Consider the following 24,502-nt stretch of genomic DNA (forward strand, 5'->3'; position numbering starts at 1 on the left):
GTCATTCGACTGACAAAATCAGTTGGTCGAGTGAAATGAAAAGCCAGAACAAAATACATCTCAATGTCTGCAAAAGTTGGTCATGCCCTAATCTCGGCGTTGCGGAGGCGGCTGACTATATTTATCCCGTTTATCGCCTGGGGTATGCGGCGCTGGAGTGCCAGAAATGTGGCGGTCTTCCGCCTTTATTTAATGAACGCGAATTTAATCACTGGTTTGCGCTGCTGATGAAAAATAAACCGGACACAACCGGAGCTGAATGTCCGCACTGCTCAGCCAGCGACGTGATTCGCTATGGGCGAACGCAGGCAGGTCATGGGCGATTCCAGTGCCGTCTTTGTCGGACGGTTTTCACTCCCCGACAGACGAAAGCCCGTTTTGAACGCACCATCGAGCCATTTCTCTTGCGACTTCAGCGGGGCGATTACGCGGCAGAGACCACGCAATATCGTCTGTTGGCGAAAGCGGTTGACTGGTGTGAACAGCAACTGCATCACGCCACCATTGACGTGAAACGCGTTGCGACAAAGGTTCTGGTACTGCCTTTCCAGGGGAAGGCGGCAAAGCAACAGTTGTATGCGGTGATCAGTGCCGATGCCTGCTCTGGTCGTATTCTTCAGGTCACGACCAACTACAGTGATGAAGCGGTTGGCGACGCCTTGCTTTATAAAAGTTCGGCGAGTCCTGCGTCGCAAATGGCGCAGGAGTGCACGGAGGAGTACCTCCGCTGGCAGGAAATACAGTTCATGCAAAGAAGTCAGTTCGATGAAATTCACTATGGCAGTGCGCAACTGAAGCGCAACGATCGCGGGTGTATCCTTCGCCCCGTGATCGCGATTCACGGTCATTTCCAGCGGTTGAAACGGCGGTTTCCGGCTATCACCGATCACTACCTTGCGCACGAGTGTGTGCTGCGTGGCGCAGCGATTACGGCGTGGTCAGCAGAAGTGCAGCGTGGTACGACGAATCTGTGGTTTGTGCTGGAAGACGCCAACCCGCCATTCGGGACAGAGGCGGAGTACAGACTGACAGGCAACTGGAACATTGGGTGGTGGAACAACGTCTGGCAGCGGTGGAGTTGCGGCGGAGCGGATAAGATCGTCTGCTCATTAACCGGGCAAAAGCAGGCCGGGAATATTGCCCCGGTTTCTCTGCGCGCCAGCGATGCCTTTGTTCGCTGGCTGCATGTGCATCCGTGGTCCTCGGGTCAGTCAGGGTTAGGCGCGAAGGTGCTGAGTCGTCATGTAGTGTGCCTCGCGTATCTTTATAATCACTATCGCTAATTCGGCCTGTCGGGAATTCACGACAAATGCGCATAAGGAGTGTCTCTAAAAGGAGACATTTAACTTATTGATTTTTATGATGACAAATACATTGTGTTTAAGGTGTTGCTAATTGGCGACAGTTTGTTTGAAAATTGCTCACGATATTAATCAGATAATTATCAATAAAAACCAATTAAATTCAGCGTGTTAATAATTTGTTTTGAATGTTGGCATAGTTACTGCATAATAATAACCAGTGGCTCATTCACCTTCTTATGTCAGCCCCTTCGGGACGTGCTACATAAACTTCGAATGACGCACAACAAGGTGCCTGCCGTCCAACTTCTGATAATAGCGCTGCTTTATCAACCATCGGGCGAAACGTCGAGTTAGGCACCGCCTTATTCCATAACAAAGCCGGGTTCAGCCCGGCTTTGTTGTATCTGGCGTTCCCCTCAGTTAGCATCGTTCTATTCATCTCCTGTGAGAGTAACGCATTGAAGCGCTGGTCTGTTTTTCCCCGGTCATTACGCCAACTGGTGACGCTGGCATTCCTGCTGATCCTGCTACCGCTGCTGGTCCTCGCCTGGCAGGCGTGGCAAAGCCTGAACGCGCTTAGCGCCCAGGCGGCGCTGACGAACCGTACTACCCTTATCGACGCGCGCCGCAGTGAGGCGATGACCAATGCCGCCCTGGAGATGGAGCGCAGCTACCGTCAGTATTGCGTGCTTGACGATCCGACGCTGGCGAAGGTGTATCAGAGCCAGCGCAAACGCTACAGTGAAATGCTGGACGCCCATGCGGGCGTTCTGCCTGACGATAAGCTGTATCAGGCGTTGCGTCAGGATCTGAACGACCTGGCGCAACTGCAATGCCGTAACAGCGGGCCCGATACCGCCGCCGCCGCGCGACTGGAAGCATTTGCCAACGCCAATACCGAAATGGTGCAAGCGACGCGTACCGTGGTTTTCTCTCGCGGGCAGCAGTTACAACAAGAAATTGCCGAGCGCGGGCAGTTCTTCGGCTGGCAGGCGCTGGTATTGTTTCTGGTGAGTCTGGCGATGGTGCTGCTGTTCACGCGGATGATTATCGGGCCGGTAAAGGGCATCGAGCGGATGATCAATCGTCTGGGGGAAGGGCGATCGCTGGGCAATACCGTCACTTTTGCCGGACCGCGCGAACTGCGTTCCGTTGGACAACGGATCATCTGGTTGAGCGAGCGCCTCTCCTGGCTGGAGTCTCAACGCCATCAATTTTTGCGCCATCTCTCCCATGAGCTCAAAACCCCATTGGCCAGCATGCGTGAAGGCACCGAACTGCTGGCGGACCAGGTGGTGGGACCGCTGACGCCGGAACAAAAAGAGGTGGTTGGCATTCTTGATGACAGTAGCCGTAACCTGCAAAAATTGATTGAGCAACTGCTTGATTACAACCGCAAGCTGGCGGATAGCGCCATTGAAATGGAAAGCGTGGAGATTGAACCGCTGGTGGATATGGTGGTTTCCGCTCATAGTCTACCGGCTCGCGCTAAAATGATGCATACCGACATTGAGCTGGCGGCCGATCGCTGTCTGGCCGAGCCGATGTTACTGATGAGCGTACTGGATAATCTTTATTCCAATGCGGTGCACTATGGGGCTGAATCCGGTAACATCCGTATTCGCAGCCGCTTACAGGGATCAACGGTGTATATCGATGTTATCAATACCGGAACCCCTATTCCTGAAGCGGAAAGAACTATGATTTTCGAACCTTTTTTCCAGGGAAGTCATCAACGGAAAGGGGCAGTGAAAGGGAGCGGACTGGGGCTAAGTATCGCCAGAGATTGTATCCGCCGTATGCAGGGGGAGCTGTATCTTGTCGATGAACAGGCGCAAGAGGTTTGCTTCCGCATAGAACTGCCGTTATCTGCAACGAAAAACGACTAAATAATGCTAAGCCTGGTGAATATGCCACACGTTTTTTCTCACATTTTCCAACGTCTATTCTCCCGTCAGTTCATCCTGGCGGGAATGCCTTGCCTTGCGCTGGTGGGGTGTACGCCGCATGCGGTGAAGCACATCACCGGGGATGCGCCGCAGGATGCCCTCCCGACATATCAACTGGCGGATTACCTGTCGGTTGAATGCACTGATATCTGGGCATTGCAGGGGCAATCGACAGATACCAACCCTCTTTACTGGCTGCGCGCCATTGACTGCGCAGATCGCCTGCTGCCCGTGCAGTCGCGCAGTGAGGCTCGCTCGCTGAGTGACGACAGCTGGCAAAACGCGTTTAAGCGCGGCATTTTGCTGGCGAATGCCAAAATTACGCCGCTGGAGCGTCGCGAAAATGTCTCGCGGCTGGATGCGTTCAGCCCGCAGATCCCGGCGCAGGTGCGTCCGCTTTATCAGATCTGGCGTGACGGTCAGTCGTTACAGCTCCAGCTCGCCGAAGAACGCCAGCGTTACAGCAAACTGCAGCAAACGACCGATGGCGATCTGGATACGCTGCGTCAGCAGCATCAGCACCTTCAGGCGCAGCTCGATCTCACCACGCGCAAGCTGGAGAACCTGACCGATATCGAGCGTCAGCTTTCCACCCGTAAACCGGCGGGAAATTACAATCCGGATGCGACGCACGGCGGCGATAAGTCTGAGGGACAAGCGCCGGAACCATCACAAGATGAGGTGACCCCATAATGAGTCGTAAACCGGCGCATTTACTGCTCGTGGATGATGATCCAGGCTTGTTAAAACTGCTGGGCATGCGTCTGACCAGTGAAGGCTATAGCGTGGTGACCGCAGAGAGCGGGGCTGAAGGGCTGCGCGTTCTGAACCGTGAAAAAGTGGATCTGGTGATAAGCGATCTGCGGATGGATGAGATGGACGGCATGCAGTTGTTCAGTGAGATCCAGAAGGTGCAGCCGGGAATGCCGGTCATCATTCTGACCGCCCACGGTTCGATTCCGGATGCGGTCGCGGCAACGCAAAAAGGCGTGTTCAGCTTCCTGACTAAACCCGTGGATAAAGATGCGCTGTATCAGGCGATCGACGAGGCGCTTGAGCAGTCGGCGCCCGCCACGGATGATAGCTGGCGTGAATCGATTGTGACCCGTAGCCCGCTGATGCTGCGTCTGTTGGAGCAGGCGCGGATGGTGGCGCAGTCCGACGTCAGCGTGTTGATCAATGGTCAGAGCGGCACCGGGAAAGAGATCTTCGCCCAGGCTATTCACAATGCCAGCCCGCGCAGCAACAAACCGTTTATTGCCATCAACTGTGGGGCGCTGCCGGAACAATTGCTGGAGTCGGAGTTATTCGGCCACTCGCGCGGCGCGTTTACCGGCGCGGTGAGCAATCGTGAGGGACTGTTTCAGGCGGCGGAAGGCGGGACGCTGTTCCTGGACGAGATTGGCGACATGCCCGCGCCGCTACAGGTCAAACTGCTGCGCGTCTTGCAGGAGCGCAAAGTCAGACCGCTTGGCAGCAATCGCGACATCGATATTGATGTGCGTATCATCTCGGCAACCCACCGTGACTTGCCGAAAGCGATGGCGCGCGGCGAGTTTCGTGAAGATTTATACTACCGCCTCAACGTGGTGAGTCTGAAGATCCCGGCGTTGGCGGAGCGGACAGAAGATATTCCGCTGCTGGCGAATCATCTGCTGCGCCAGTCGGCGGAGCGGCATAAGCCGTTTGTGCGGGCGTTTTCGACGGATGCAATGAAGCGGCTGATGACCGCCAGCTGGCCGGGCAACGTGCGTCAACTGGTGAACGTGATCGAACAGTGTGTGGCGCTGACCTCTTCGCCGGTGATCAGCGATGCGCTGGTGGAACAGGCGCTGGAAGGGGAAAACACCGCGCTGCCGACGTTTGTTGAAGCGCGTAACCAGTTTGAACTGAACTATCTGCGCAAGTTGCTGCAAATCACCAAAGGCAATGTGACGCATGCGGCAAGAATGGCGGGCCGTAACCGGACGGAGTTCTACAAACTCCTGTCACGCCATGAGCTGGATGCAAACGATTTCAAAGAATAACTCAGCGTAATATGTTACGTTTACCCGATTAAAAGACAGGCGACCTTTTCAAGGACTAGCATGAAAAAGATTGATGCGATTATTAAACCCTTCAAGCTCGATGATGTGCGTGAAGCGCTGGCTGAAGTCGGTATTACCGGGATGACCGTCACTGAAGTGAAAGGCTTTGGGCGTCAGAAAGGGCATACTGAGCTGTACCGTGGCGCGGAATACATGGTGGATTTTCTGCCGAAGGTGAAAATTGAAATCGTCGTACCGGACGATATCGTTGAAACCTGCGTGGATACCATTATTCGCACGGCGCAGACGGGCAAAATCGGCGACGGTAAAATTTTCGTCTTTGATGTGGCGCGCGTGGTGCGTATCCGTACCGGAGAAGAAGACGACGCGGCAATTTAAGCCGCGCCGTGCTTGCCGGATAACGGCGTAAACGCCTTATCAGGCCTACAGCATTCCGTAGGTCTGATAAGCGCAGCGCCGCAGGCATGACGTAATTACAAGACCTTGTGCGGGCCGAAGCATTCGTAATGGATGTTTTCGTTTTTCACGCCCAGTTCAACCAACTGCTTCGCGGCAAACTGCATAAAGCCAACCGGGCCGCACAGGTAAAACTGCATCGCCGGATCGCTGATTGCGCCTTCCAGTTTGTTCAAATCCATCAGCCCAACGCTGTCAAACGCGCCTTTCGCGCGATCGGCTTCGGTTGGCTCACGATACCAGGTATGGGCGCTAAAGCGTGGCAGCGTTTTACCCAGTTCACTCACTTCATCGGCAAACGCATGGACGTCGCCGTTTTCCGCGGCGTGGAACCAGTTGACCTGCGCGGTGTGGTTCGCTTTTGCCAGCGTATCCAGCATTGCCAGCATGGGCGTTTGACCGACGCCGGCAGAAATCAGAGACACCGGCGTATCGCGGGCAACCGCCATAAAGAAATCGCCAGCCGGCGCGGCCAGATGAACGACATCGCCGATGTTTGCATGGTTATGCAGCCAGTTTGATACCTGACCGCCTTCTTCACGTTTAACGGCAATACGGTAGCCTTTGCCATCCGCTTTATGGGTCAGAGAATACTGACGAATCTCCTGATGCGGGAAGCCTTCCGGCTTCAGCCAGACACCAAGATACTGGCCAGGCTGGTATTCGGCCACGGCGCCACCATCTACCGGTTCAAATTCAAAGCTGGTAATCAGTGCGCTGCGCGGGGTTTTCGCCACGATACGGAACGGACGCGTGCCTTCCCAGCCACCGGTTTTACTGGCGTTTTCACTGTAGATTTGCGCTTCACGGTTGATAAAGACATTCGCCAACACGCCGTAGGCTTTGCCCCACGCATCCAGCACTTCCTGACCCGGACTGAACATTTCGTCGAGGGTTGCCAGCAGGTGTGTACCGACAATGTTGTACTGTTCAGGTTTGATCTGGAAGCTGGTGTGCTTCTGGGCGATTTTCTCAACCGCAGGCAGCAGGGCGGGCAGATTCTCAATATTGCTGGCATAAGCGGCAATGGCATTAAACAGAGCTTCACGTTGATCGCCATTACGCTGGTTACTCATGTTGAAAATTTCTTTGAGTTCAGGGTTATGAGCAAACATGCGATCGTAAAAATGGGCGGTCAGTTTGGGACCTGTTTCTACCAGCAGGGGAATGGTGGCTTTTACAGTGGCGATGGTTTGGGCGTCAAGCATACGGTCTTCCTTTATGTGAATCTTTAATGATGTATGTCAAATACATCTTATAAAAAATACCCCTGCATTGTAAATGGTTCTTTGACGCTTTACGTATTAAACGTTACAACGTGAAAAATCTGCATCACAAACCTGAAAAGAAATCCGTTGAAATTCGTAAGGTCTTCATTCCGCAAAGCCTTGTGTCGTGTGAAGGTAATCGTTTGCGTAAATTCCTTTGTCAAGACCTGTTATCGCAGAATGATTCAGTTATACTGTTGCCCGTTGTCCAACAGGACCGCCTTTTAAGGCCAAAAATTCTATCGTTAGCTGAGTCAGGAGATGCGGATGTTAAAGCGTGAAATGAACATTGCCGATTATGATGCCGAACTGTGGCAGGCTATGGAGCAGGAAAAAGTACGTCAGGAAGAGCACATCGAACTGATCGCCTCCGAAAACTACACCAGTCCGCGCGTCATGCAGGCGCAGGGCTCTCAGCTGACCAACAAATACGCTGAAGGATATCCGGGCAAGCGCTACTACGGCGGTTGCGAATACGTGGATATCGTTGAGCAACTGGCGATTGATCGTGCGAAAGAACTGTTTGGCGCAGACTACGCTAACGTACAGCCGCACTCCGGCTCTCAGGCTAACTTTGCGGTCTACACCGCGCTGCTGCAACCGGGTGATACCGTTCTGGGTATGAACCTGGCGCAAGGCGGCCACCTGACTCACGGCTCCCCGGTTAACTTCTCTGGCAAACTGTACAACATCGTACCTTACGGTATTGATGAGTCCGGTAAAATTGACTACGAAGAGATGGCGAAGCTGGCCAAAGAGCACAAGCCGAAGATGATCATCGGCGGCTTCTCTGCCTACTCCGGCGTGGTTGACTGGGCAAAAATGCGTGAAATCGCTGACAGCATCGGTGCGTACCTGTTCGTTGATATGGCCCACGTTGCGGGTCTGATTGCCGCAGGCGTTTACCCGAACCCGGTTCCGCATGCGCACGTTGTGACCACCACCACCCACAAAACGCTGGCCGGTCCGCGCGGCGGCCTGATCCTGGCGAAAGGCGGTGACGAAGAGCTGTACAAAAAACTGAACTCCGCGGTGTTCCCAAGCGCCCAGGGCGGCCCGCTGATGCACGTGATTGCCGGTAAAGCGGTCGCACTGAAAGAAGCGATGGAGCCAGAGTTCAAAGTCTACCAGCAGCAGGTTGCGAAAAACGCCAAAGCGATGGTGGAAGTGTTCCTGAACCGTGGCTACAAAGTGGTGTCTGGCGGTACTGAAAACCACCTGTTCCTGCTGGATCTGGTGGACAAAAACCTGACCGGTAAAGAAGCTGACGCCGCGCTGGGTCGTGCCAATATCACCGTGAACAAAAACAGCGTGCCGAACGATCCGAAGAGCCCGTTCGTCACTTCCGGTATCCGTATTGGTTCTCCGGCCATAACGCGTCGCGGCTTTAAAGAAGCTGAAGCCAAAGAACTGGCGGGCTGGATGTGTGACGTGCTGGACAACATCAATGATGAAGCGGTGATTGAGCGCATCAAAGGGAAAGTTCTGGATATCTGCGCACGCTTCCCGGTTTACGCATAATTCCGTTTTGCTGCAAACAAAAGGCCGCCTGATGCGGCCTTTTTTCCTTTTTAGCGCCGGTCAATAGAGATCGCGCCCGGCCCCGTCAGCGCCAGCAGCAGGAATCCGCCTGCAATACTGACATTCTTATAAAAGTTAATCATATTCGGCCCCACCGCATCACCGGTCATATTCCAGAAGTGATGACCGATCACGGCGGTACCCAACGTATAGAAAACGAAGAGGATTGCCAGCGGGCGAGTGAAAAAGCCCAGCACAATCAGTATCGCTGCCGGAACCTCCATGACAACGGCAATGATCGCGGCAAGCATTGGCGCTGGTGTGCCGAGAGACGTCATATATTGTACGGTACCGTCGAACCCTGTCAGTTTAGGAAAGCCAAAAATAATAAACAGAATTGCCAGCGCAATACGGGCAATCAATAAAAACAGATGGCGTGATTCTCCAAAATCAAAATAACGTAACGTGTTCATAGCAGGCTCATTAGCATGAGTAACGTACTTTAAAATTAATACACAACCCCGAGCCTCGCCATTCACGCCATAAGCTTATATTTCGTTCAGTTGCGACTCCACGTACAGATAGCCAATTCCCATCAGCTGCTGGGCACGGGTCAACGTGCCAAAGCTAATCTGCGTCGCTTTCGCTCGCGGATTATCGCCGTGATCGAAAGGGTTAAATCCCGTCTGTTGCCGTAGCGTATTGAGCCAGGATTCACCGAAGGCGCAACTGCGTCCGTACAGCCAGATCTGGTTAATATTCAGGATATTAAGAAAGTTATACAGGCTTAAGCCAATCGCGCTGGCGGCATGTTCCACCCACGCCTGAATGCGAACATCACCCTTGCGCCAGGCGTCGATCAGCAAATCCGTGGTCAGCGTTTCCGGATCTCTCCCTGGCACCGGCTGCGCCTTCATCCAGACTCTGGCCTGCTTTTTCAGCGCGCTCAGGGAGGCGACGGTTTCCAGACAGCCGTAACGACCGCAGTCGCAGGCGATCCCGTCGGGGTTAACAATGGTATGCCCAATCTGACCGCTGCCGTACAGGCTACCGCGCCAGATACTGTCGTGAATGACGAACGATGAGCCAATGCCGTAATCGACGTTAATCACGCAGAAGTCCTCGTTGGCGGCCGGATTTTGCCACTTTTCCGCCAGCGCCAGCATCACGCAGTCGTTGTCGAGGCGGACCTGGATGCCGAGCCGCTCCTCCAGCAGATACTTGATTTCCACTGGCGTTTTCCACGGCGCCTGCGGCATCGTTTTCGACGCCCCGGTGATCGGATCCACCTGACCGTGGACGCCCAGCGCGAGGTTGATCGTCGTGTCGGGATAGCGCTGACGCCAGCGCCGCCAGTGGTTGGCTATCGCGGCAAGCAGCGCGTCAGGCGTCGCGGCGTTAATCACCTCATGCTGCCAGTCGCCAACCGCCACCAGACGCGCATCGGCCAGTTGGCTGGTCAGACTGGTGGGGGTGACGTTGATACACAGCGTCCACGCGCCCTGTACCGGCAGATGAAAACTCCCGCTGCTAAGCCCGCGCTGGCTCAGCGTTTCACGGGAGTGGCAAAGCCGCCCTTCGTCCAGCAGTTCTTCAAGAATATTACTCACCGCCGGAATCGACAGGCCGGTGAGCTGCGCCAGCTGCGATTTACTGAGCTGCTTTTCGCGCCACAAATGCGACAGGAAGATCTGTTTATTCGCCTGTCTGACCCGGGCGTTATTGAATCCCGAACGCTGCATACACTTAACTCCCTTAACTATATTGCGTGAGCATTGCGCATTTTACCGCCAGTTAACTGCCACACAATAGCCACAAGATGACATTTTACTTTTGTTTATTGAGTGGAGGCAGCATGTACGGTTCAGTTAAGGTCTGGCAGGAAACCCTCTCACTACCGACCTGGACGGTGGGTGAGGAAGATCCGAACCCGATGTTTCTGGAAAAACGAGTTTATCAGGGGTCTTCAGGTGCGGTTTACCCTTACGGCGTGATCGACACCCTGACCGGCAAGCGCGAGATGCGCGATTACCAGGCCGTGTGGATGGAAAACGATTTTATCCGCGTCATGCTGCTGCCGGAACTGGGAGGGCGAATCCACCGTGCGTATGACAAAGTGCAGCAGCGCGATTTTGTCTATTACAACGAAGTGGTGAAACCTGCGCTGGTTGGCCTGTTGGGGCCGTGGATCTCCGGCGGGATCGAATTTAACTGGCCGCAACACCACCGCCCCACCACTTTTATGCCGGTAGATTTTACGCAGCGGGCAGGGGAGCACGGCGAACAAACCGTCTGGATGGGCGAAGTGGAGCCAATGCGCGGTCTGCAGGTGATGACCGGATTCACCCTCTACCCGGATCGCGCGCTGATAGAAATCACCGGTAAAGTCTTCAACGGCAACGCCACGCCGCGCCATTTTTTATGGTGGGCGAACCCGGCGGTGAAGGGCGGCGACGATCATCAAAGCGTGTTCCCGCCTGATGTTACGGCGGTGTTCGATCACGGCAAGCGCGATGTCTCCGCTTTTCCGATCGCCACGGGCACCTATTACAAAGTCGACTACTCGGCGGGGGTGGATATCTCCCGCTATAAGAATGTGCCGGTGCCGACCTCGTACATGGCGGAAAAATCGGACTACGACTTTGTCGGCGCCTGGCATCACGGTGAGCGTGGCGGGTTGTTGCACGTTGCCGATCATCACATCTCGCCGGGGAAAAAGCAGTGGAGCTGGGGATACGGGGATTTTGGCGTGGCCTGGGATCGTAACCTGACCGATGAGAATGGCCCGTACATCGAATTAATGACCGGGGTGTTTACCGACAATCAGCCGGATTTCACCTGGCTTGCACCTTATGAAGAGAAGGTATTTGTTCAGAACTTCCTGCCATACAGCGAATTAGGGATGGTGCAAAACGCCAGTACCGACCTGGCGCTGCGGCTGGTGCGTGATGAAAACCAGCTGTCCGTTGGCGTTTATGCGGTTGCGCCATTGCATGATGTACGGGTGACGCTCAGCGCAGACGGCGCGCCTTTCTTTGAAACCACGCTGACGCTGGCGCCGGGGAAAAGCTGGCTGACGACGCTTGCCGATTCGGGCTATGCGCGGATCACCATGACGGTCACCCGTCACGACGGTCAGACGTTGCTGCAATATGAAGAACACATTGCTGACGATTTGCCGCTGCCCTCGGCGGCAACGGCCCCGGCACAGCCAGAGGCGTTATCCAACACCGATGAACTCTACTTTATCGGTCAGCATCTGGAGCAGTATAACCACGCCAGTCGTTACGCCGGGGATTACTATCGCCAGGCGCTGGATATTGATCCGCTGGATTACCGCAACAACGTCGCACTGGGGACGCTGGCGCTGAACCAGGCTGACTGGGCGCAAGCTGAACGCTGTGCGAAAGCGGCATTAGAGCGGGCGCATCGCCTGAACAAAAACCCACGCGATGGCGAAGCCAGTATGCTGTTGGCCGCTGCGCGGGAGCGCCAGGGCGATTGCCTGCAGGCCTGGGATCACTACTACAAGGCGAGCTGGAGTGGGAACTGTCGTGATGCGGCCTTCTGGGCACTGGCCCGGCTTGCGATGGCGCGTGGCGATCATGCGGATGCACTGGAAAAAGTGACGCAGAGTTTGCGCTTTAACGGCAGCAACAACCTGGCGATGGGACTGAAAGCGCTGGTACTGGCAGAACGGGGACGCACGTCAGAGGCGTTGAAATACATTGAGCAGCAGCTTAATGATTACCCGCTCAGCTACGCGCTGCACTATGCCCGCTGGGCTATACGCCGGGATGAACCGTCGAAAATGGCGCTTATCGCCATTACCGGTCGCCGCGGTACTAACGCCTGCGAACTGGCGGGATGGTTGCTCTCTTTCGGTCAGAAAGCCGCGGCACGCGAACTACTGGAACTGCTGGACAGTCAGGAAACGCTGCCGTTGCTGTGGCGGGCGTCGCTGAGCGACAATCCGCAGCCGTTCATCGCCCAGGCGCGTGCTTGTCTGCATAACCGGGTGCGTTTCCCGAACACCCTCGACGAAGTACAGATGCTGCAAACGCTGGAGCACAGTGCTTACGCCCGCTATCTGTTGGGCTGCTTCTGGTACAGCAAACGCCGCTACGAAGAGGCGCTTTCCTGCTGGCAATTTACCCTGCAACAGGAGCCTGAATTTGCGCCCGTGCATCGTCTGCTGGGGATTTACGCGTGGAACAAACAGCACGATGCCGCCAGGGCACAGCAGTATTTGTCGCAGGCCGTAGCGCTGGAGCCTGATAACGCCCGCTTCCTGTTTGAACTGGATTACCTCAATAAGCTGTTGGCGACGCCGGTTGAGCAACGTCTGCAACAGCTTGAATCGCGCAAGGCGGTGGTGTTCCAGCGTGACGATTTAACCGTGGAGTTGCTCAGTCTGTGGAACGGACTGGGCCACTACGATGATGCAGCGAAGGTGCTTGGCGAGCGCGTATTCCATCCCTGGGAAGGGGGAGAAGGGAAAGCGACCGGGCAGTATCTGCTGAACCAGATGCATAGGGCGCTGGCGGCGATCGGCAGAGAGGAATTCCCTGACGCGGTCAGTCTGCTACAACAGGCGCTGATCTATCCGCATAACCTGGGGGAAGGGCGCTTACCCGGACAAACCGATAACGATATCTGGTATCTGTTGGGCTATTGCGCTCAACGTCAGGGATATCATGACGAAGCGCAGCGTTACTTTGCCCGCGCCACCCGTGGCGGAAGCACGCTGGATGCCGGACGCTACTACAACGATCAGCCTGTGGACTATCTCTTCTGGCAGGGCATGGCGCTGAAACAGTTGGGTGAACGTGACGACGCCGAGCAACTTTTCCACAGCTTCCTGCAGTGGGTGGCGTCACAACGAGACCACGTGCCGGAGGTGGATTTCTTCGCCGTTTCATTACCGGATCTGGTGGTGCTTGATACGCCGGCGGAGGCAAAGCACCAGCAGCACTGCCTGTTTATTACCGCGTTGGGGCATCTGGGGCTGGGAGATTTACCTGCCTGTCAGCAGGCGATTGACGCACTTCTGCAACAGAACCCGGCGCATGACAAAGCTCTGTTCTTGCGCCATGTCATCAGACTGGAGTTATTGCACTAAACCCTGAACCGGTGGCGGTGACGTCACCGGAAACCTACTGTTCCCTGCGTTTCCCTGAAAGAGGAATCATAATGAATAACGCGCAGACACATTTGAAAATCGGCTACGTCTGGACCATCTGTCTGGTCGCGGCCTGTGGTGGTTTGCTGTTTGGCTACGACTGGGTGGTGATTGGCGGGGCAAAGCCTTTTTATGAAGCGTATTTCTCGATAACCGATCCGGCGCAGTCGGGCTGGGCGATGAGCTCAGCGCTGGTGGGCTGTATTTTTGGCGCGCTGATTTCTGGCTGGTGTGCGGATAAATTTGGCCGAAAAATGCCGCTGATCCTCTCTGCTATCCTGTTCAGTGCTTCCGCATGGGGAACCGCCGTTGCCAGCCACTTCGACATGTTCGTGATTTACCGCATCGTTGGCGGCGTCGGGATTGGCCTTGCGTCAGCACTCAGTCCGCTGTACATCGCTGAAGTCAGTCCGGCGGAAAAACGCGGACGTTTTGTGGCGGTGAACCAGTTGACCATCGTGATTGGCGTCCTGGCGGCACAGTTGATCAACCTGATGATCGCTGAACCCGTTGCCACAGGGGCCACGCAGCAGGCGATTGTTGAAAGCTGGAACGGGCAGATGGGCTGGCGCTGGATGTTCGGCGCAGAGCTGGTTCCCGCGCTGGTGTTTCTGGTGCTGATGTTTTTCGTTCCGGAATCCCCGCGCTGGCTGGTGAAGGCGGGCAAACCGGAGCGTGCACGCGCCATGCTGCAACGCATTGGTTCTGCGGAGTACGCCGGGCAGACGCTGAAAGAGATCGAACATACGCTGCTCAAAGATAATCACAAAGTCGCATGGTCAACGCTGCTGCAACCGCAGATCAAACCGATTGTGATCATTGGTATGGTGCTGGCGGTCTTCCAGCAGTGGTGCGGGATCAACGTGATCTTTAATTACGCGCAGGAGATTTTTGCCTCTGCCGGTTTCGACATTAACGGTACGCTGAAATCCATCGTCGCCACCGGCATTATCAATCTGGTCTTTACCCTTGCCGCGCTGCCGCTGGTGGATAAAATTGGCCGCCGCAAACTGATGCTGTTTGGCGCATCCGGGCTGACCGTGATTTATGTGCTGATTGCTGGCGCTTATGGGATGGGGATTATGGGCTGGCCGGTGCTGGTTCTGGTGCTGGCGGCGATTGCCATTTATGCTCTGACGCTGGCGCCTGTCACCTGGGTGCTGCTGTCCGAAATCTTCCCTAACCGCGTACGCGGGCTGGCGATGTCGCTGGGCACGTTGGCGCTGTGGATTGCCTGCTTCCTGCTGACCTATACCTTCCCGCTGCTCAATGCCGGGCTGGGCGCCGCCGGGAGTTTCCTGCTCTATGGCGTGATTTGTGCGCTGGGCTACGTGTATGTGTTGCGTAATGTACCGGAAACCAAAGGCGTCACCCTGGAGGCCCTTGAGGAACGACTGGCGGCGAGACACCTGAAGGCCAGCCCGTCAGCACAACAGAGAAGCGCACGCTGATGACGACGCCGCTGACGCTGCATAACGCGCATCTGCGGATGCGCGTGGATCCGCAGGGCGGTACGCTGCTGTCGTTGTTTTCGTTACCACATCAACAGCCGATTTTACGCGCAGGCGAGGGGAAAACTGCCGGTGATGGCGGGCTGTTTCCGATGCTACCGGTTGCCAATCGCGTGGCCGGTAACCGCTTCAGCCAGTGCGGAACCGAGGTGCAATTGCCGCTGTATGAGGCTGACGACCGGTTTTTCCTGCACGGTGACGGCTGGCTTAAGCGCTGGGAAGTGATGGCGGCGACCGATGATAGCTGTTCGCTGCGTCTGCGCAGTCAACTGGCATGTGGCTATGATTATCAGGCCGAACTGCAGTATGTGCTGGAGGCGTCGGTATTCAGGGCGTCGCTGACGATCGCTCATCTGGGCAAGCGTCCCATGCTGTACGGCTGCGGTTTCCACCCGTTTTTTGCTTTCGATGCGCAAAGTACGCTGCAGTTTTCGGCCAGCGGTTACTGGCCGGAAGGCGAGCACCATTTGCCGCTGCCCTGGCAGAGTGAACTGCCGACGGAGGCCGATTTCACCAGGGCGCAGTATGGCGCGGATCGCTGGTTGAACGTGGGGTATTCTGGCTGGAGCGGGCAGGCGGTTATTCATCGTGATGTGATGAGGGTCACGATTTCTGCGCAAACTCCCTGGCTGATGCTTTTCAGAATGCCAGGTCAGTCATTCCTTTGTCTGGAACCGCAGACGCATCCGGTAAATGCCCACCACATGCCGGGGCAGCCGGGATTACGGATGTTAGGCCCTGGCGATCGGTGCCATTTCGCGATGGAGATTCGCGTTGATTAGTGGCAAATCGTTGTTATGTTGCTGTTAATGTTCACTTGCGCCAGCCTGCGTTTATCGCCAGACTATCGCCTCCACACGGGAGGGGATCATGTCTTTGCACTCCACGCGCTGGCTGGCGCTCGGTTACTTCACCTACTTTTTTAGCTACGGGATTTTTCTTCCCTTCTGGAGCGTCTGGCTTAAAGGGCTTGGCCTCACGCCGGAGACCATTGGCCTGCTATTGGGCGCTGGACTGGTGGCGCGTTTTCTCGGGAGTCTGATTATTGCCCCACGGGTCAGCGACCCGTCGCGGCTGATCTCCGCGTTACGCATTCTGGCGCTGCTGGCGCTGGTCTTTGCGCTGGCCTTCTGGGCCGGAACCCACGTCGCCTGGCTGATGGTGGTGATGGTCGGCTTTAACCTCTTCTTCTCACCGCTGGTGCCGCTCACAGACGCGCTGGCGAATACCTGGCAAAAACAGATCACGATGGACTACGGTCGGGTACGGCTGTGGGGATCGGTGGCGTTTGTGATCGGTTCGGCGTTGACCGGAAAGCTGGTCAGCGTATTTGATTATCGGGCCGTGCTGGCGCTGCTGACGCTGGGCGTCGCCTCAATGCTGCTGGGAATGCTGATTCGCCCCAGCGTGCTGCCCGAAGGGGAAAACCGTCACCAGGAGAGCGCAGGCTGGCTCGCCTGGCGCGCACTGGTCACGCAGAGCTGGCGCTTTCTGGCCTGCGTCTGTCTGTTGCAGGGGGCGCATGCCGCCTACTACGGCTTTAGCGCCATTTACTGGCAGGGCGCGGGGTATTCCGCTTCGGCAGTTGGCTATCTCTGGTCGCTCGGCGTGGTGGCGGAAGTGATTATCTTTGCCCTGAGCAATAAGTTGTTTCGCCGCTTTAGCGCCCGCGATCTGTTACTGCTCTCCGCCATCTGCGGGGTGATTCGCTGGGGACTGATGGGCTGGACGACGGCGCTGCCGTGGCTGATTGTGGTGCAGATCCTCCACTGCGGCACCTTTACCGTCTGCCACCTGGCGGCGATGCGCTATATTGCGGCGCGTCAGGGAAGCGAGGTCATTCGTCTGCAGGCGGTCTATTCTGCCGTGGCGATGGGCGGCAGCATTGCCATCATGACCGTGTTTGCCGGCTTCCTGTACCAGAATCTGGGTAACGGCGTCTTCTGGGTGATGGCGCTGGTGGCGTTGCCGGCCATGGTGCTGCGGCCAAAAGTGGCCGCTTCAGCCTGATTCCAGCATCTTGCGGATCTGCTGCTGCTGATGTGGCGTCAGCGCCTGATCCGCATGAATCAACGGGGGTGAAAAGAGCGGCAGCAGCGTGGCGTAAGGGGTGACAATCAGCGCCACGCCGCGCGGTGAGCCTTCCTGCTGGAATGTTCGCATCGGCAATGGTTTGATGTTCAGCGGCAGTAGCGTCAGTTCACGCAACTGTTGTTCTATCTGCTGCTCCAGTTGCGGATTATCCCCGGTCAGTAAGACAACCTGTTTCTCATGCAGGTCATTATCCTGCATCAGCCACGCGCCAAAAATCACCGCCACCAGTCCCGTCTCTTCTTCGGAAAACTCAACGTCATACTCTTCTTCAAACCCGCGTAACGCGTCGCGAGTGGTACGCATCAGACGCGGATAGAGGCGGGCGAACTCTTCCGGCAGCGTGTTATCGATACCGATAGAAAACAGACTGCGGTTCAGCGCCTGGGCGAGGTGGATGTAGAGTTGCGCGTTCAGCCCGTGTTCGTCATTGAAGCGTACCGCCCCCATTTCGCGAAAGCGCAGGATCAGGCGGGCGATCGCCAGACGCAACCGTCGGTTCTGCTGATGGTTATCGCGAATCGGGTCCGGGATGCGGATCATTGAAAACAGCAGCGCCATAAACAGCGATTCCGTAAGCGGCGCATTTTGCATGACGCGTCGCTGCCAGTGGCGGCCAATCTCTTGTGCCAGTGGGTACTCGGCGCAGGACTGCGCCCAGCGCTGCTGGACAGGATTGAATTCCGGCGAGATCCCCGCGTGATGCTGCAACAGACAATATTGCAGGTAGAGGTGCAGGAACTGGATGTCCCGGCATTCGAATGGCTTTTGCAGACGACGCGCGCACAGGTTAATCAGCGCATGCAGATTGGTATCGTCATACAGCGTGCGCAGGATCCCCCGCTGTTTCAGCTCAATTTTGAGGGCGGGGGCAAAATGCTGGTTAATGAACGCCGGACACAGACGCAGGCCGCGTCTGAGCCAGTGTAAGAGGCAGAGGCGTTGGTTAAGCGCGGTACCTTCGATCCGGTAGCACCCATTCGGACCAGTGCTAATGCTGAGTCGATGATAACGTTGGATCTCCAGTCCCGTTTCGACTATATCCTCACGGGCAACAGTATCATCGACACCATTTAGCGCACTGAACATTTCCGCAGTGGCAATCTGCCCTGGCTGGAAAAGCGTCAGCAAAACTTGGCAACGGCGCTGGGGAGCAGAAAGTACAGATGGCGGAGCAAGCGTTGGCATCATCTGTCGGATCTCCCGTAGGTATGTTAGATAAGAATAGCTAAAGTTTTTCCATAGCCATTACGAATGAAATGTTTTGCGTCAGGATTGCAGGGAGAGGTCACAGAATTTTTCACGTGTGCAACCGTGTAAGAGAGTTTAACGCAGCGATTTATTAGGATTTTCCACGTTTTTATCTTCACATTGCGCAGTAAAAAGCCTCGCCGGGGGAGGCGAGGCTGAAAGGTTATTAATGGATTAACGTTCCTGTCGCAGGGTTAAACCGACATCGCCACCCGGATGCACGGCCAGCAGCGTTTCTCTGGAGTAGCCGCTTTCGCTCATCAGGCAGGCGCAGGCAGCATCAAAGATCGCAATCACCAGCATGATGGAGGTGGTCGCCAGCATGTTCAGCGGATCTGCCTCGCGCTGGACGCCGGTGGAAATCACCAGCCGGGCGGCGCGGGCAATGGCGGAGTCCGGGTTTTCCGTGACGCTGATAATCGGCACGCTGCGTGTGGCCAGACCCGGCAATAAGCGCGTAAGCTCGTCAGAGTTACCGCCACGGGAGAGCAGAATGACCCGGTCGTCCGCGCGTAAAAAACCGAGATCGCCGTGCGCGGCATCGGTGGCGTTGAGGTAGATCGCCGGGCGCTCAACGCAGGACAGCATGTGGGCGATTTTTCGCGCCGCAATGCCGGAGGTGCCGACGCCGGTGACCACGATTTTCCCGCGGCATTCGCGCAGTTCCGTCATTAATGCGTTCCAGACCGGTTCGTTCAGATGCTGGCCCAGACCGGCCAGCGCCTCACTGTAGAGGGTCCAGGTATCGGTGGCCTGTTGCCATGGGCTACTCATGCGTCCCCCTGCATTAACTGGCGGTACTTCATGTGATCCTGATACATCTCGTGGAACACCTGATATTTACGGTCGTAATACTGCTTAATGCGATTGGTCTGCGGGGTGACCGTTTTACCTATCCGACTCATCGCCGACATCGCTTCCGGGAAGGTCTCAAAAACGCCGGCGGCGATGGTGCCCATCATTGCGCCGCCCAGCAGCATCGCTTCGCTCTCTTCCGGCAACAACATGGCGCAACCGGTGGCATTGGCATGTTCCTGCACAAAGATAGGGTTCTTGGTGCCGCCGCCGCTGGCCATGATGGTGTCGATGCTATACCCACTCTGGTTCATGGTTTCAATGATGTGGCGCGTCCCCAGCGCGATGGCCTGAATGGTCGCCAGATAGTGCAGCGCCATGTCTTCCGGCGTGCGGGAAAGCTTCAGACCGCTGATCGCCCCGGTCAGCGTCGGGTTGGCGCGCGGCGAACGGTTGCCGTGGAAGTAGGGCAGGATATGAATATCGCGGGTCAGGAAGGCGATATTCTCCGGCTCGCCTGCCATTTTACGCAGCAACGCGTTCAGCACTTCATAAATGGTTTGCCCCTGCGCTTTGGCCTGTGCCAGCAGCGTGTCATAACAAGGGTGCGACTGAATCATGTGGTCGATCAGCGCGCCGGTCGCAGACTGTCCGCCTTCATTGAGCCAGTATTCCGGCAACACGGCGGAATAGTAGGGACCCCAGACGCCACCGATAAAGCGCGGCTGTTTAGAGATAGCCATGTGACCGGTTGAGGTGCCGCCAATCAGCGCCACGCGACGGTCAAAGTCAGCGACTTCGCCAGAGACGCCGCAGGCGCCAAGCGTACCGAGGGTACCCGCGTGGGCGTCGATGATCGACACGCTGACGGCGGTGCCCGGAATCAGCCCCATTTCACTGGCGGCGCGCTGGGTCAACCCATGGCCGAGCGGTTCGCCCATCGTTTTCACGTAGCGACCGATTTTTGCCGCATCGTGTTCCAGCAGATCTTCCAGTCCGATCTCGCGGAAGTAGCTGGCATCCCACTTGTCTTCATGGCCCATGTAGGTCCATTTGCACACCGTGGAGCAAAGTGAACGCGTGTCGTCGCCGGTGGCGCGCCAGGTCAGAAAGTCAGGTAAATCAAAATAGTAGCCCGCGTTTGCCCAGGTGTTAGGCATATGCTGTTTCAGCCACAGCAGTTTCGGCGTCTGCATTTCCGGGGAGATGATCCCGCCCACGTAGTCCAGTACCCGATGATGCATCGCGTTGATGCGCTCGGCCTGGGTGATGGCGCGGTGATCCATCCACACGATAATGTTTTGTTCGCTGCGCCCGGAAGGGCTGATGGTCAGCGGTTTGCCCTCTTTATCCAACACCACCAGCGAACAGGTGGCGTCAAATCCCAGCCCTTTCACCTGGATGGGGTTGATATCGGACTGATTAATGGCATCACGAACCGCGTTGCAGACGGCCTGCCAGATGTTATCGGACGACTGCTCGACGAAATCGGCCTGCGGGCGGTAAATCTCAATCGCGCGAGTGGCCTGACCGACCATTCTGCCGTTGAGATCAAATACCCCTGCGCGAGCGCTGCCGGTTCCTACATCCACACCAATAAAGTAACTCGCCATAATTTTTCTCCTGAAATCAGGCTCTACGATTCTGTAATGCGATAAAGAGGATGAGTACCGCGCCCCAAAGCGCCATCGTCAGATAGCTACTGATCCCCAGCAAGTTAAAGCCGCTTTCCAGCATTTGCAGCACAATCAGCGCCAGCACCAGGCCGATGATACGGCCAAATCCGCCGTCCGGATTGATGCCGCCCAGCACCGAGGCGAGAATAGTGACCAACAGATAAGACTCACCGTATCCGGCCTTCGCCGAGTTGAATTTCGCCATCATTAAGATTGCGGCCACCCAGCCGAGCAGGGCGGAAATGACGTAGACGGAAATCTGCACCCGAACGGTGTTCACGCCGCTGTAGCGGGTCGCCTGCTCGTTGGAACCCATCAGATAGAGACTGCGCCCAAGCGTGGTGTGCTCCAGCAGCACCCATAGCAGTACAGCGACGAATAAGAAGAGCAGCAGGGCGACGGGGATCCCCGCAAGGGTGGCGTTGCCGAGGTACTGAATTGCCGCCGGAAAGCCGGAAATCACCGTGCCGTTAGAGAGCAAAATATTCAGTCCGGAGATCAGCGTCATGGTGCCGAGCGTGGCGAGGATCGGCGACACGCCAACCCAGGCGATCAGCGCGCCGTTCAGCGTCCCTATCGCCACGGCGACCGCCGCACCGGCCAGCAGCGCCAGCGCAAGGAACAACGGATTGTCCGGATGGCTGACGATGACGGCGGCCATCACCAGCGAACAGGCGTTGGCGCCGGCAATAATCGACAGGTTAATGCCGCCCGTCAGCATGGTCATGCCCATTCCCAGCGCCAGCATGCCGAGGATCGGTAACTGTGAGCCGATGGACTGGAAGTTTACGACGCTGAAAAAGCGAGTGCCCAACAGCGCCGAGAAGACGACGGCGACGACGATAATAATCACGCACTGCAGGCGGATGATGGCATCACCGGGTAATACTTTTGCGAACGCTTTCATCTCAAAGCTCCCTTGCCAGTTTGCGTTTTTCATTCCACGCGGTGGCGCTGATGCTGACCAGGATAATGACGCCGCTGAAAACGGTGTGCCAGTACGATGAGACGCTGAGCAGCGTCAGACCGTTTTGCAAAAAGGCCAGCAGAATGACCCCCAACAGCGTCCCGGTTAATGTGCCGCGTCCGCCGCTCATACTGGTCCCGCCCAGTACAACCGCCGCCAGCACCGTCAGCTCAAAACCGAGCAGTGAGTTCGGCGCCACGGACTGCGTGATCTGCGCCTGCACGACGGCGGCTACGCCCGCGAGGATGCCCATGTAGCCGTAGACATAGAAATGCAGCTTCAACAGATTCAGTCCGAGGCGGGAGGCGGCGTCGCGGTTGCCGCCCATCGCGTAAATCTGGCGACCGAGACGGGTGTAGTTCATCAGGATAGCGGTGAAGACGATCACCGCCGCCAGGCACAGTAACGGCAGGGTAATGCCGTAGTCATAGCCATCTGCCGCGGTGAACGAGAGCCAGTTGATGCCGTTCATGAACCAGTCCGGGAAGCCGTACAGCCAGGTGCCTTTGGTGGCGTAAACCAGCAGACCGTAATAGACGTTAAGCGTAGCGATGGTGATGATGATAGCGGGCACGCGCAGCCAGTAGACCAGAAAGCCGTTAATCAGCCCGAGCAATAAGCCGACGGCGATGGCGATGGTCAGCGCCAGCAGAAAGTTGCCGCCGTGGGCGATGACCCAGCTTGCCATCGCGTATTGCGCTATCGCCGTCATCGCCGGGAACGAAATATCGATTCCGCCGGAGATCAGCACGACAAACAGCCCGCAGGCGAGAATACCGAGAATGGCATAGCTGGTGGCAACGTCCGTCAGGTTACCGAGTGACAGGAACTCGTCAGTGCTGACGCTCAGCCCAACGGCAAGTGCAATCACCAGCAGGCCCAGCCAGAATTCATGGTGCCCGAGTAAACGGGAGAGACGAAAGTTATTCATGGATGACCTCGACCACCTCTGCAATGTCCTCTTCACGACAGCGATGCGGATTAAACTCGGCGACCAGCTTCCCGCGACGCATGACCAGTACGCGGTGGCTGTTGTAATACGCTTCCGGGATCTCATCGCAAATCATCAGCACCGCCATTCCCTGTTCCGCAAGATTGCGGGCGATCTGGTAAATCCCCTCTTTGTTGGCGATATCAACCCCCACCGTCGGGGAATCCAGGATCAGGATACGCGGTTGGGTCGCTACCCATTTGGCGATGGCGATACGCTGGGCGTTGCCGCCGGAGAGTGTTTTGACCGGCAACTGCGGATCGGCCACCTTGATGTTCAGTTCACGGATCAGATCGGCGACCAGCGTTTTGGCTTTACCGTGATCGAGCAGACCGCTGCGGGTATGCAGTTTGTCGAAGACCGTGACAATCGTATTGTCGTAGATCGACTGTTCCATGATCAGCCCCTGGGTCAGGCGATCTTCCGAGACATAGCCGATCCCGTGCCTGATGGCGTCATGGTTGTTGCGCAGTTGAACCGGTTTCCCGTTAATGCGGATTTCCCCGCTTTCCGGGTGGGTCATGCCAAACAGACTCAGACAGAGTTCGGTGCGGCCCGCGCCAAGCAGGCCGACAATGGATACGATCTCACCGCTGCGCAGCGACAGGTTGATATCCTGATATTTTCCTTTGCGGCTCAGGTTGCGCAGTTCCAGCATCGGCTCCTGCTCAACCGGCGGTTTTTCCGGCAGCGGACTGTAGTGGAAGCGTTGACCGGTCATCAGGAATGCCAGTTCATGGCTGTCGAGTTCGCTGGCGGGATACGTCCCCACCAGTTTGCCGTCGCGCATCACGCTGATGCGGTCCGCCACTTCCATCACCTCATCGAGACGATGGCTGACGAACACCACGCAAATCCCGTCGGCTTTCAGTTCGTTGACCACGCGCAGCAGGCCGTTGACCTCCTGGCGCGTCAGGGAAGCGGTGGGTTCATCCATAATCACCAGACGGGCGTCGGCGGCAATAGCGCGACAAATCGCGACGAGCTGACGGTCGGCAATGGAGAGTTTTTCCACTTTTTTATCGGGATCGATGCTAACGCCAATCCGCTTCATCGCCGCCAGCGCCTGTTGCTTCATCGTACCGCGCCGCACCCAGATGTCGCCGCCGGGCAGGTAGCGGTTGACGGCTATATTCTCCGCCACGCTGAAGTTAGGAAAGAGGGATAAATCCTGATAGATAACCTGGATGCCGTAATGCGAAGAGAGCTGCGGCGACAACTGGTGGAACAGTTTGCCATCCAGCAGGATCTGCGCTCCTTTTTCCGGCTGATAGACCCCGGAAATCACTTTAATAATGGTGCTTTTACCGCAACCGTTCTGTCCTGCCAGACAGTGAACTTCGCCTTTTTTCAGCGTCAGATTCACATTATCCAGCGCCAGCACGCCCGGGAATTGCTTGCTGATATTCTCAAGAGTGATAAATGCGGTGGTGTCTGTCATGGACAATACCCCTGCGAGCGCCCTGACGGGCGCAGAGTGTTAAGCCTGTTG

The 24,502-nt window shown here is 56.4% G+C and carries 19 protein-coding genes; 10 read left to right on the forward strand and 9 right to left on the reverse strand.

Going from position 1 to position 24,502, the window contains the following annotated elements; genetic code table 11:
* Nucleotides 1-35 precede the first annotated feature (35 nt).
* The 5 genes from WM46_RS00475 (at nucleotide 36) to glnB (ending at nucleotide 5,679) form a co-directional block, all read left to right on the forward strand.
* The gene (locus WM46_RS00475; RefSeq protein WP_102601147.1) at nucleotides 36-1,283 is read left to right on the forward strand and encodes an IS1 family transposase; all 1,248 of its coding nucleotides are present in this window, start codon (nucleotides 36-38) and stop codon (nucleotides 1,281-1,283) included.
* Nucleotides 1,284-1,762: 479 nt separating this feature from the next.
* Nucleotides 1,763-3,193 (forward strand): two component system sensor histidine kinase QseE/GlrK, encoded by a 1,431-nt coding sequence (qseE, locus tag WM46_RS00480; RefSeq protein WP_061074990.1) that lies wholly within the window; start codon nucleotides 1,763-1,765, stop codon nucleotides 3,191-3,193.
* 21 nt (nucleotides 3,194-3,214) lie between these two features.
* Nucleotides 3,215-3,946, forward strand: a complete 732-nt coding sequence (qseG, locus tag WM46_RS00485) for a two-component system QseEF-associated lipoprotein QseG (protein WP_102601148.1) — start codon at nucleotides 3,215-3,217, stop codon at nucleotides 3,944-3,946.
* Complete coding sequence (gene glrR / locus WM46_RS00490; RefSeq protein ID WP_102601149.1) at nucleotides 3,946-5,280, forward strand: two-component system response regulator GlrR; 1,335 nt, start codon at nucleotides 3,946-3,948, stop codon at nucleotides 5,278-5,280. The genes qseG and glrR overlap by 1 nt, the downstream gene beginning before the upstream one ends.
* A gap of 60 nt (nucleotides 5,281-5,340) precedes the next feature.
* Nucleotides 5,341-5,679: a nitrogen regulatory protein P-II gene (gene glnB, locus WM46_RS00495; RefSeq protein WP_012906673.1), complete on the forward strand. Its 339-nt coding sequence runs from the start codon at nucleotides 5,341-5,343 to the stop codon at nucleotides 5,677-5,679.
* Nucleotides 5,680-5,774: 95 nt separating this feature from the next.
* Here the strand turns inward: glnB and hmpA are convergent, their stop codons facing one another.
* Nucleotides 5,775-6,965: an NO-inducible flavohemoprotein gene (gene hmpA / locus WM46_RS00500; protein WP_102601150.1), complete on the reverse strand. Its 1,191-nt coding sequence runs from the start codon at nucleotides 6,963-6,965 to the stop codon at nucleotides 5,775-5,777.
* Nucleotides 6,966-7,292: 327 nt separating this feature from the next.
* On the opposite strand from hmpA, the gene glyA reads away from it, so the two are divergent.
* Nucleotides 7,293-8,546 carry a serine hydroxymethyltransferase gene (glyA, locus tag WM46_RS00510; protein WP_061074987.1) on the forward strand — a complete coding sequence of 418 codons (1,254 nt, stop codon included), beginning with the start codon at nucleotides 7,293-7,295 and terminating at the stop codon, nucleotides 8,544-8,546.
* Between the two features lie 50 nt (nucleotides 8,547-8,596).
* Here glyA and WM46_RS00515 read toward each other — a convergent pair whose 3' ends face one another.
* Together WM46_RS00515 and WM46_RS00520 are read right to left on the reverse strand one after the other, a co-directional pair.
* Nucleotides 8,597-9,019 (reverse strand): DoxX family protein, encoded by a 423-nt coding sequence (locus tag WM46_RS00515; protein ID WP_061074986.1) that lies wholly within the window; start codon nucleotides 9,017-9,019, stop codon nucleotides 8,597-8,599.
* A gap of 75 nt (nucleotides 9,020-9,094) precedes the next feature.
* The gene (locus tag WM46_RS00520) at nucleotides 9,095-10,288 is read right to left on the reverse strand and encodes an ROK family transcriptional regulator (protein ID WP_061074985.1); all 1,194 of its coding nucleotides are present in this window, start codon (nucleotides 10,286-10,288) and stop codon (nucleotides 9,095-9,097) included.
* Nucleotides 10,289-10,401: 113 nt separating this feature from the next.
* Between WM46_RS00520 and WM46_RS00525 the strand changes: the two genes are divergently transcribed.
* The 4 genes from WM46_RS00525 to WM46_RS00540 all read left to right on the forward strand — a co-directional run bounded on the left by WM46_RS00525 (nucleotide 10,402) and on the right by WM46_RS00540 (nucleotide 17,249).
* Nucleotides 10,402-13,668 (forward strand): DUF5107 domain-containing protein, encoded by a 3,267-nt coding sequence (locus WM46_RS00525; RefSeq protein WP_102601152.1) that lies wholly within the window; start codon nucleotides 10,402-10,404, stop codon nucleotides 13,666-13,668.
* A 71-nt stretch (nucleotides 13,669-13,739) separates the two neighbouring features.
* The gene (locus tag WM46_RS00530) at nucleotides 13,740-15,179 is read left to right on the forward strand and encodes a sugar porter family MFS transporter (protein ID WP_102601153.1); all 1,440 of its coding nucleotides are present in this window, start codon (nucleotides 13,740-13,742) and stop codon (nucleotides 15,177-15,179) included.
* Complete coding sequence (locus WM46_RS00535; RefSeq protein ID WP_102601154.1) at nucleotides 15,179-16,021, forward strand: aldose 1-epimerase; 843 nt, start codon at nucleotides 15,179-15,181, stop codon at nucleotides 16,019-16,021. The genes WM46_RS00530 and WM46_RS00535 overlap by 1 nt, the downstream gene beginning before the upstream one ends.
* 88 nt (nucleotides 16,022-16,109) lie before the next feature.
* Entirely contained in the window at nucleotides 16,110-17,249 is a 1,140-nt protein-coding gene (locus WM46_RS00540) for a 3-phenylpropionate MFS transporter (protein ID WP_061074981.1), read from the forward strand.
* On the opposite strand, the gene csiE is transcribed toward WM46_RS00540, so the two are convergent.
* The 6 genes from csiE to WM46_RS00570 all read right to left on the reverse strand — a co-directional run bounded on the left by csiE (nucleotide 17,241) and on the right by WM46_RS00570 (nucleotide 24,451).
* A complete protein-coding gene (gene csiE, locus WM46_RS00545; protein ID WP_102601155.1) occupies nucleotides 17,241-18,521 on the reverse strand; it encodes a stationary phase inducible protein CsiE in 1,281 nt (426 codons plus the stop codon). The genes WM46_RS00540 and csiE overlap by 9 nt on opposite strands.
* Before the next feature lie 234 nt (nucleotides 18,522-18,755).
* Nucleotides 18,756-19,355 (reverse strand): SIS domain-containing protein, encoded by a 600-nt coding sequence (locus WM46_RS00550; protein WP_061074979.1) that lies wholly within the window; start codon nucleotides 19,353-19,355, stop codon nucleotides 18,756-18,758.
* Nucleotides 19,352-20,989 carry an FGGY-family carbohydrate kinase gene (locus WM46_RS00555; protein ID WP_061074978.1) on the reverse strand — a complete coding sequence of 546 codons (1,638 nt, stop codon included), beginning with the start codon at nucleotides 20,987-20,989 and terminating at the stop codon, nucleotides 19,352-19,354. Before WM46_RS00555 ends, WM46_RS00550 begins: the two co-directional genes overlap by 4 nt.
* Nucleotides 20,990-21,005: 16 nt before the next feature.
* Entirely contained in the window at nucleotides 21,006-21,959 is a 954-nt protein-coding gene (locus WM46_RS00560) for an ABC transporter permease (protein ID WP_102601156.1), read from the reverse strand.
* A gap of 1 nt (nucleotide 21,960) precedes the next feature.
* Nucleotides 21,961-22,950 (reverse strand): ABC transporter permease, encoded by a 990-nt coding sequence (locus WM46_RS00565; protein WP_061074976.1) that lies wholly within the window; start codon nucleotides 22,948-22,950, stop codon nucleotides 21,961-21,963.
* Entirely contained in the window at nucleotides 22,943-24,451 is a 1,509-nt protein-coding gene (locus WM46_RS00570; protein WP_061074975.1) for a sugar ABC transporter ATP-binding protein, read from the reverse strand. The genes WM46_RS00565 and WM46_RS00570 overlap by 8 nt, the downstream gene beginning before the upstream one ends.
* Between the last annotated feature and the right edge of the window lie 51 nt (nucleotides 24,452-24,502).

This window comes from Citrobacter freundii complex sp. CFNIH2, from assembly GCF_002880615.1.
GTDB classification, from domain to species: Bacteria; Pseudomonadota; Gammaproteobacteria; order Enterobacterales; family Enterobacteriaceae; genus Citrobacter_A; species Citrobacter_A amalonaticus_F.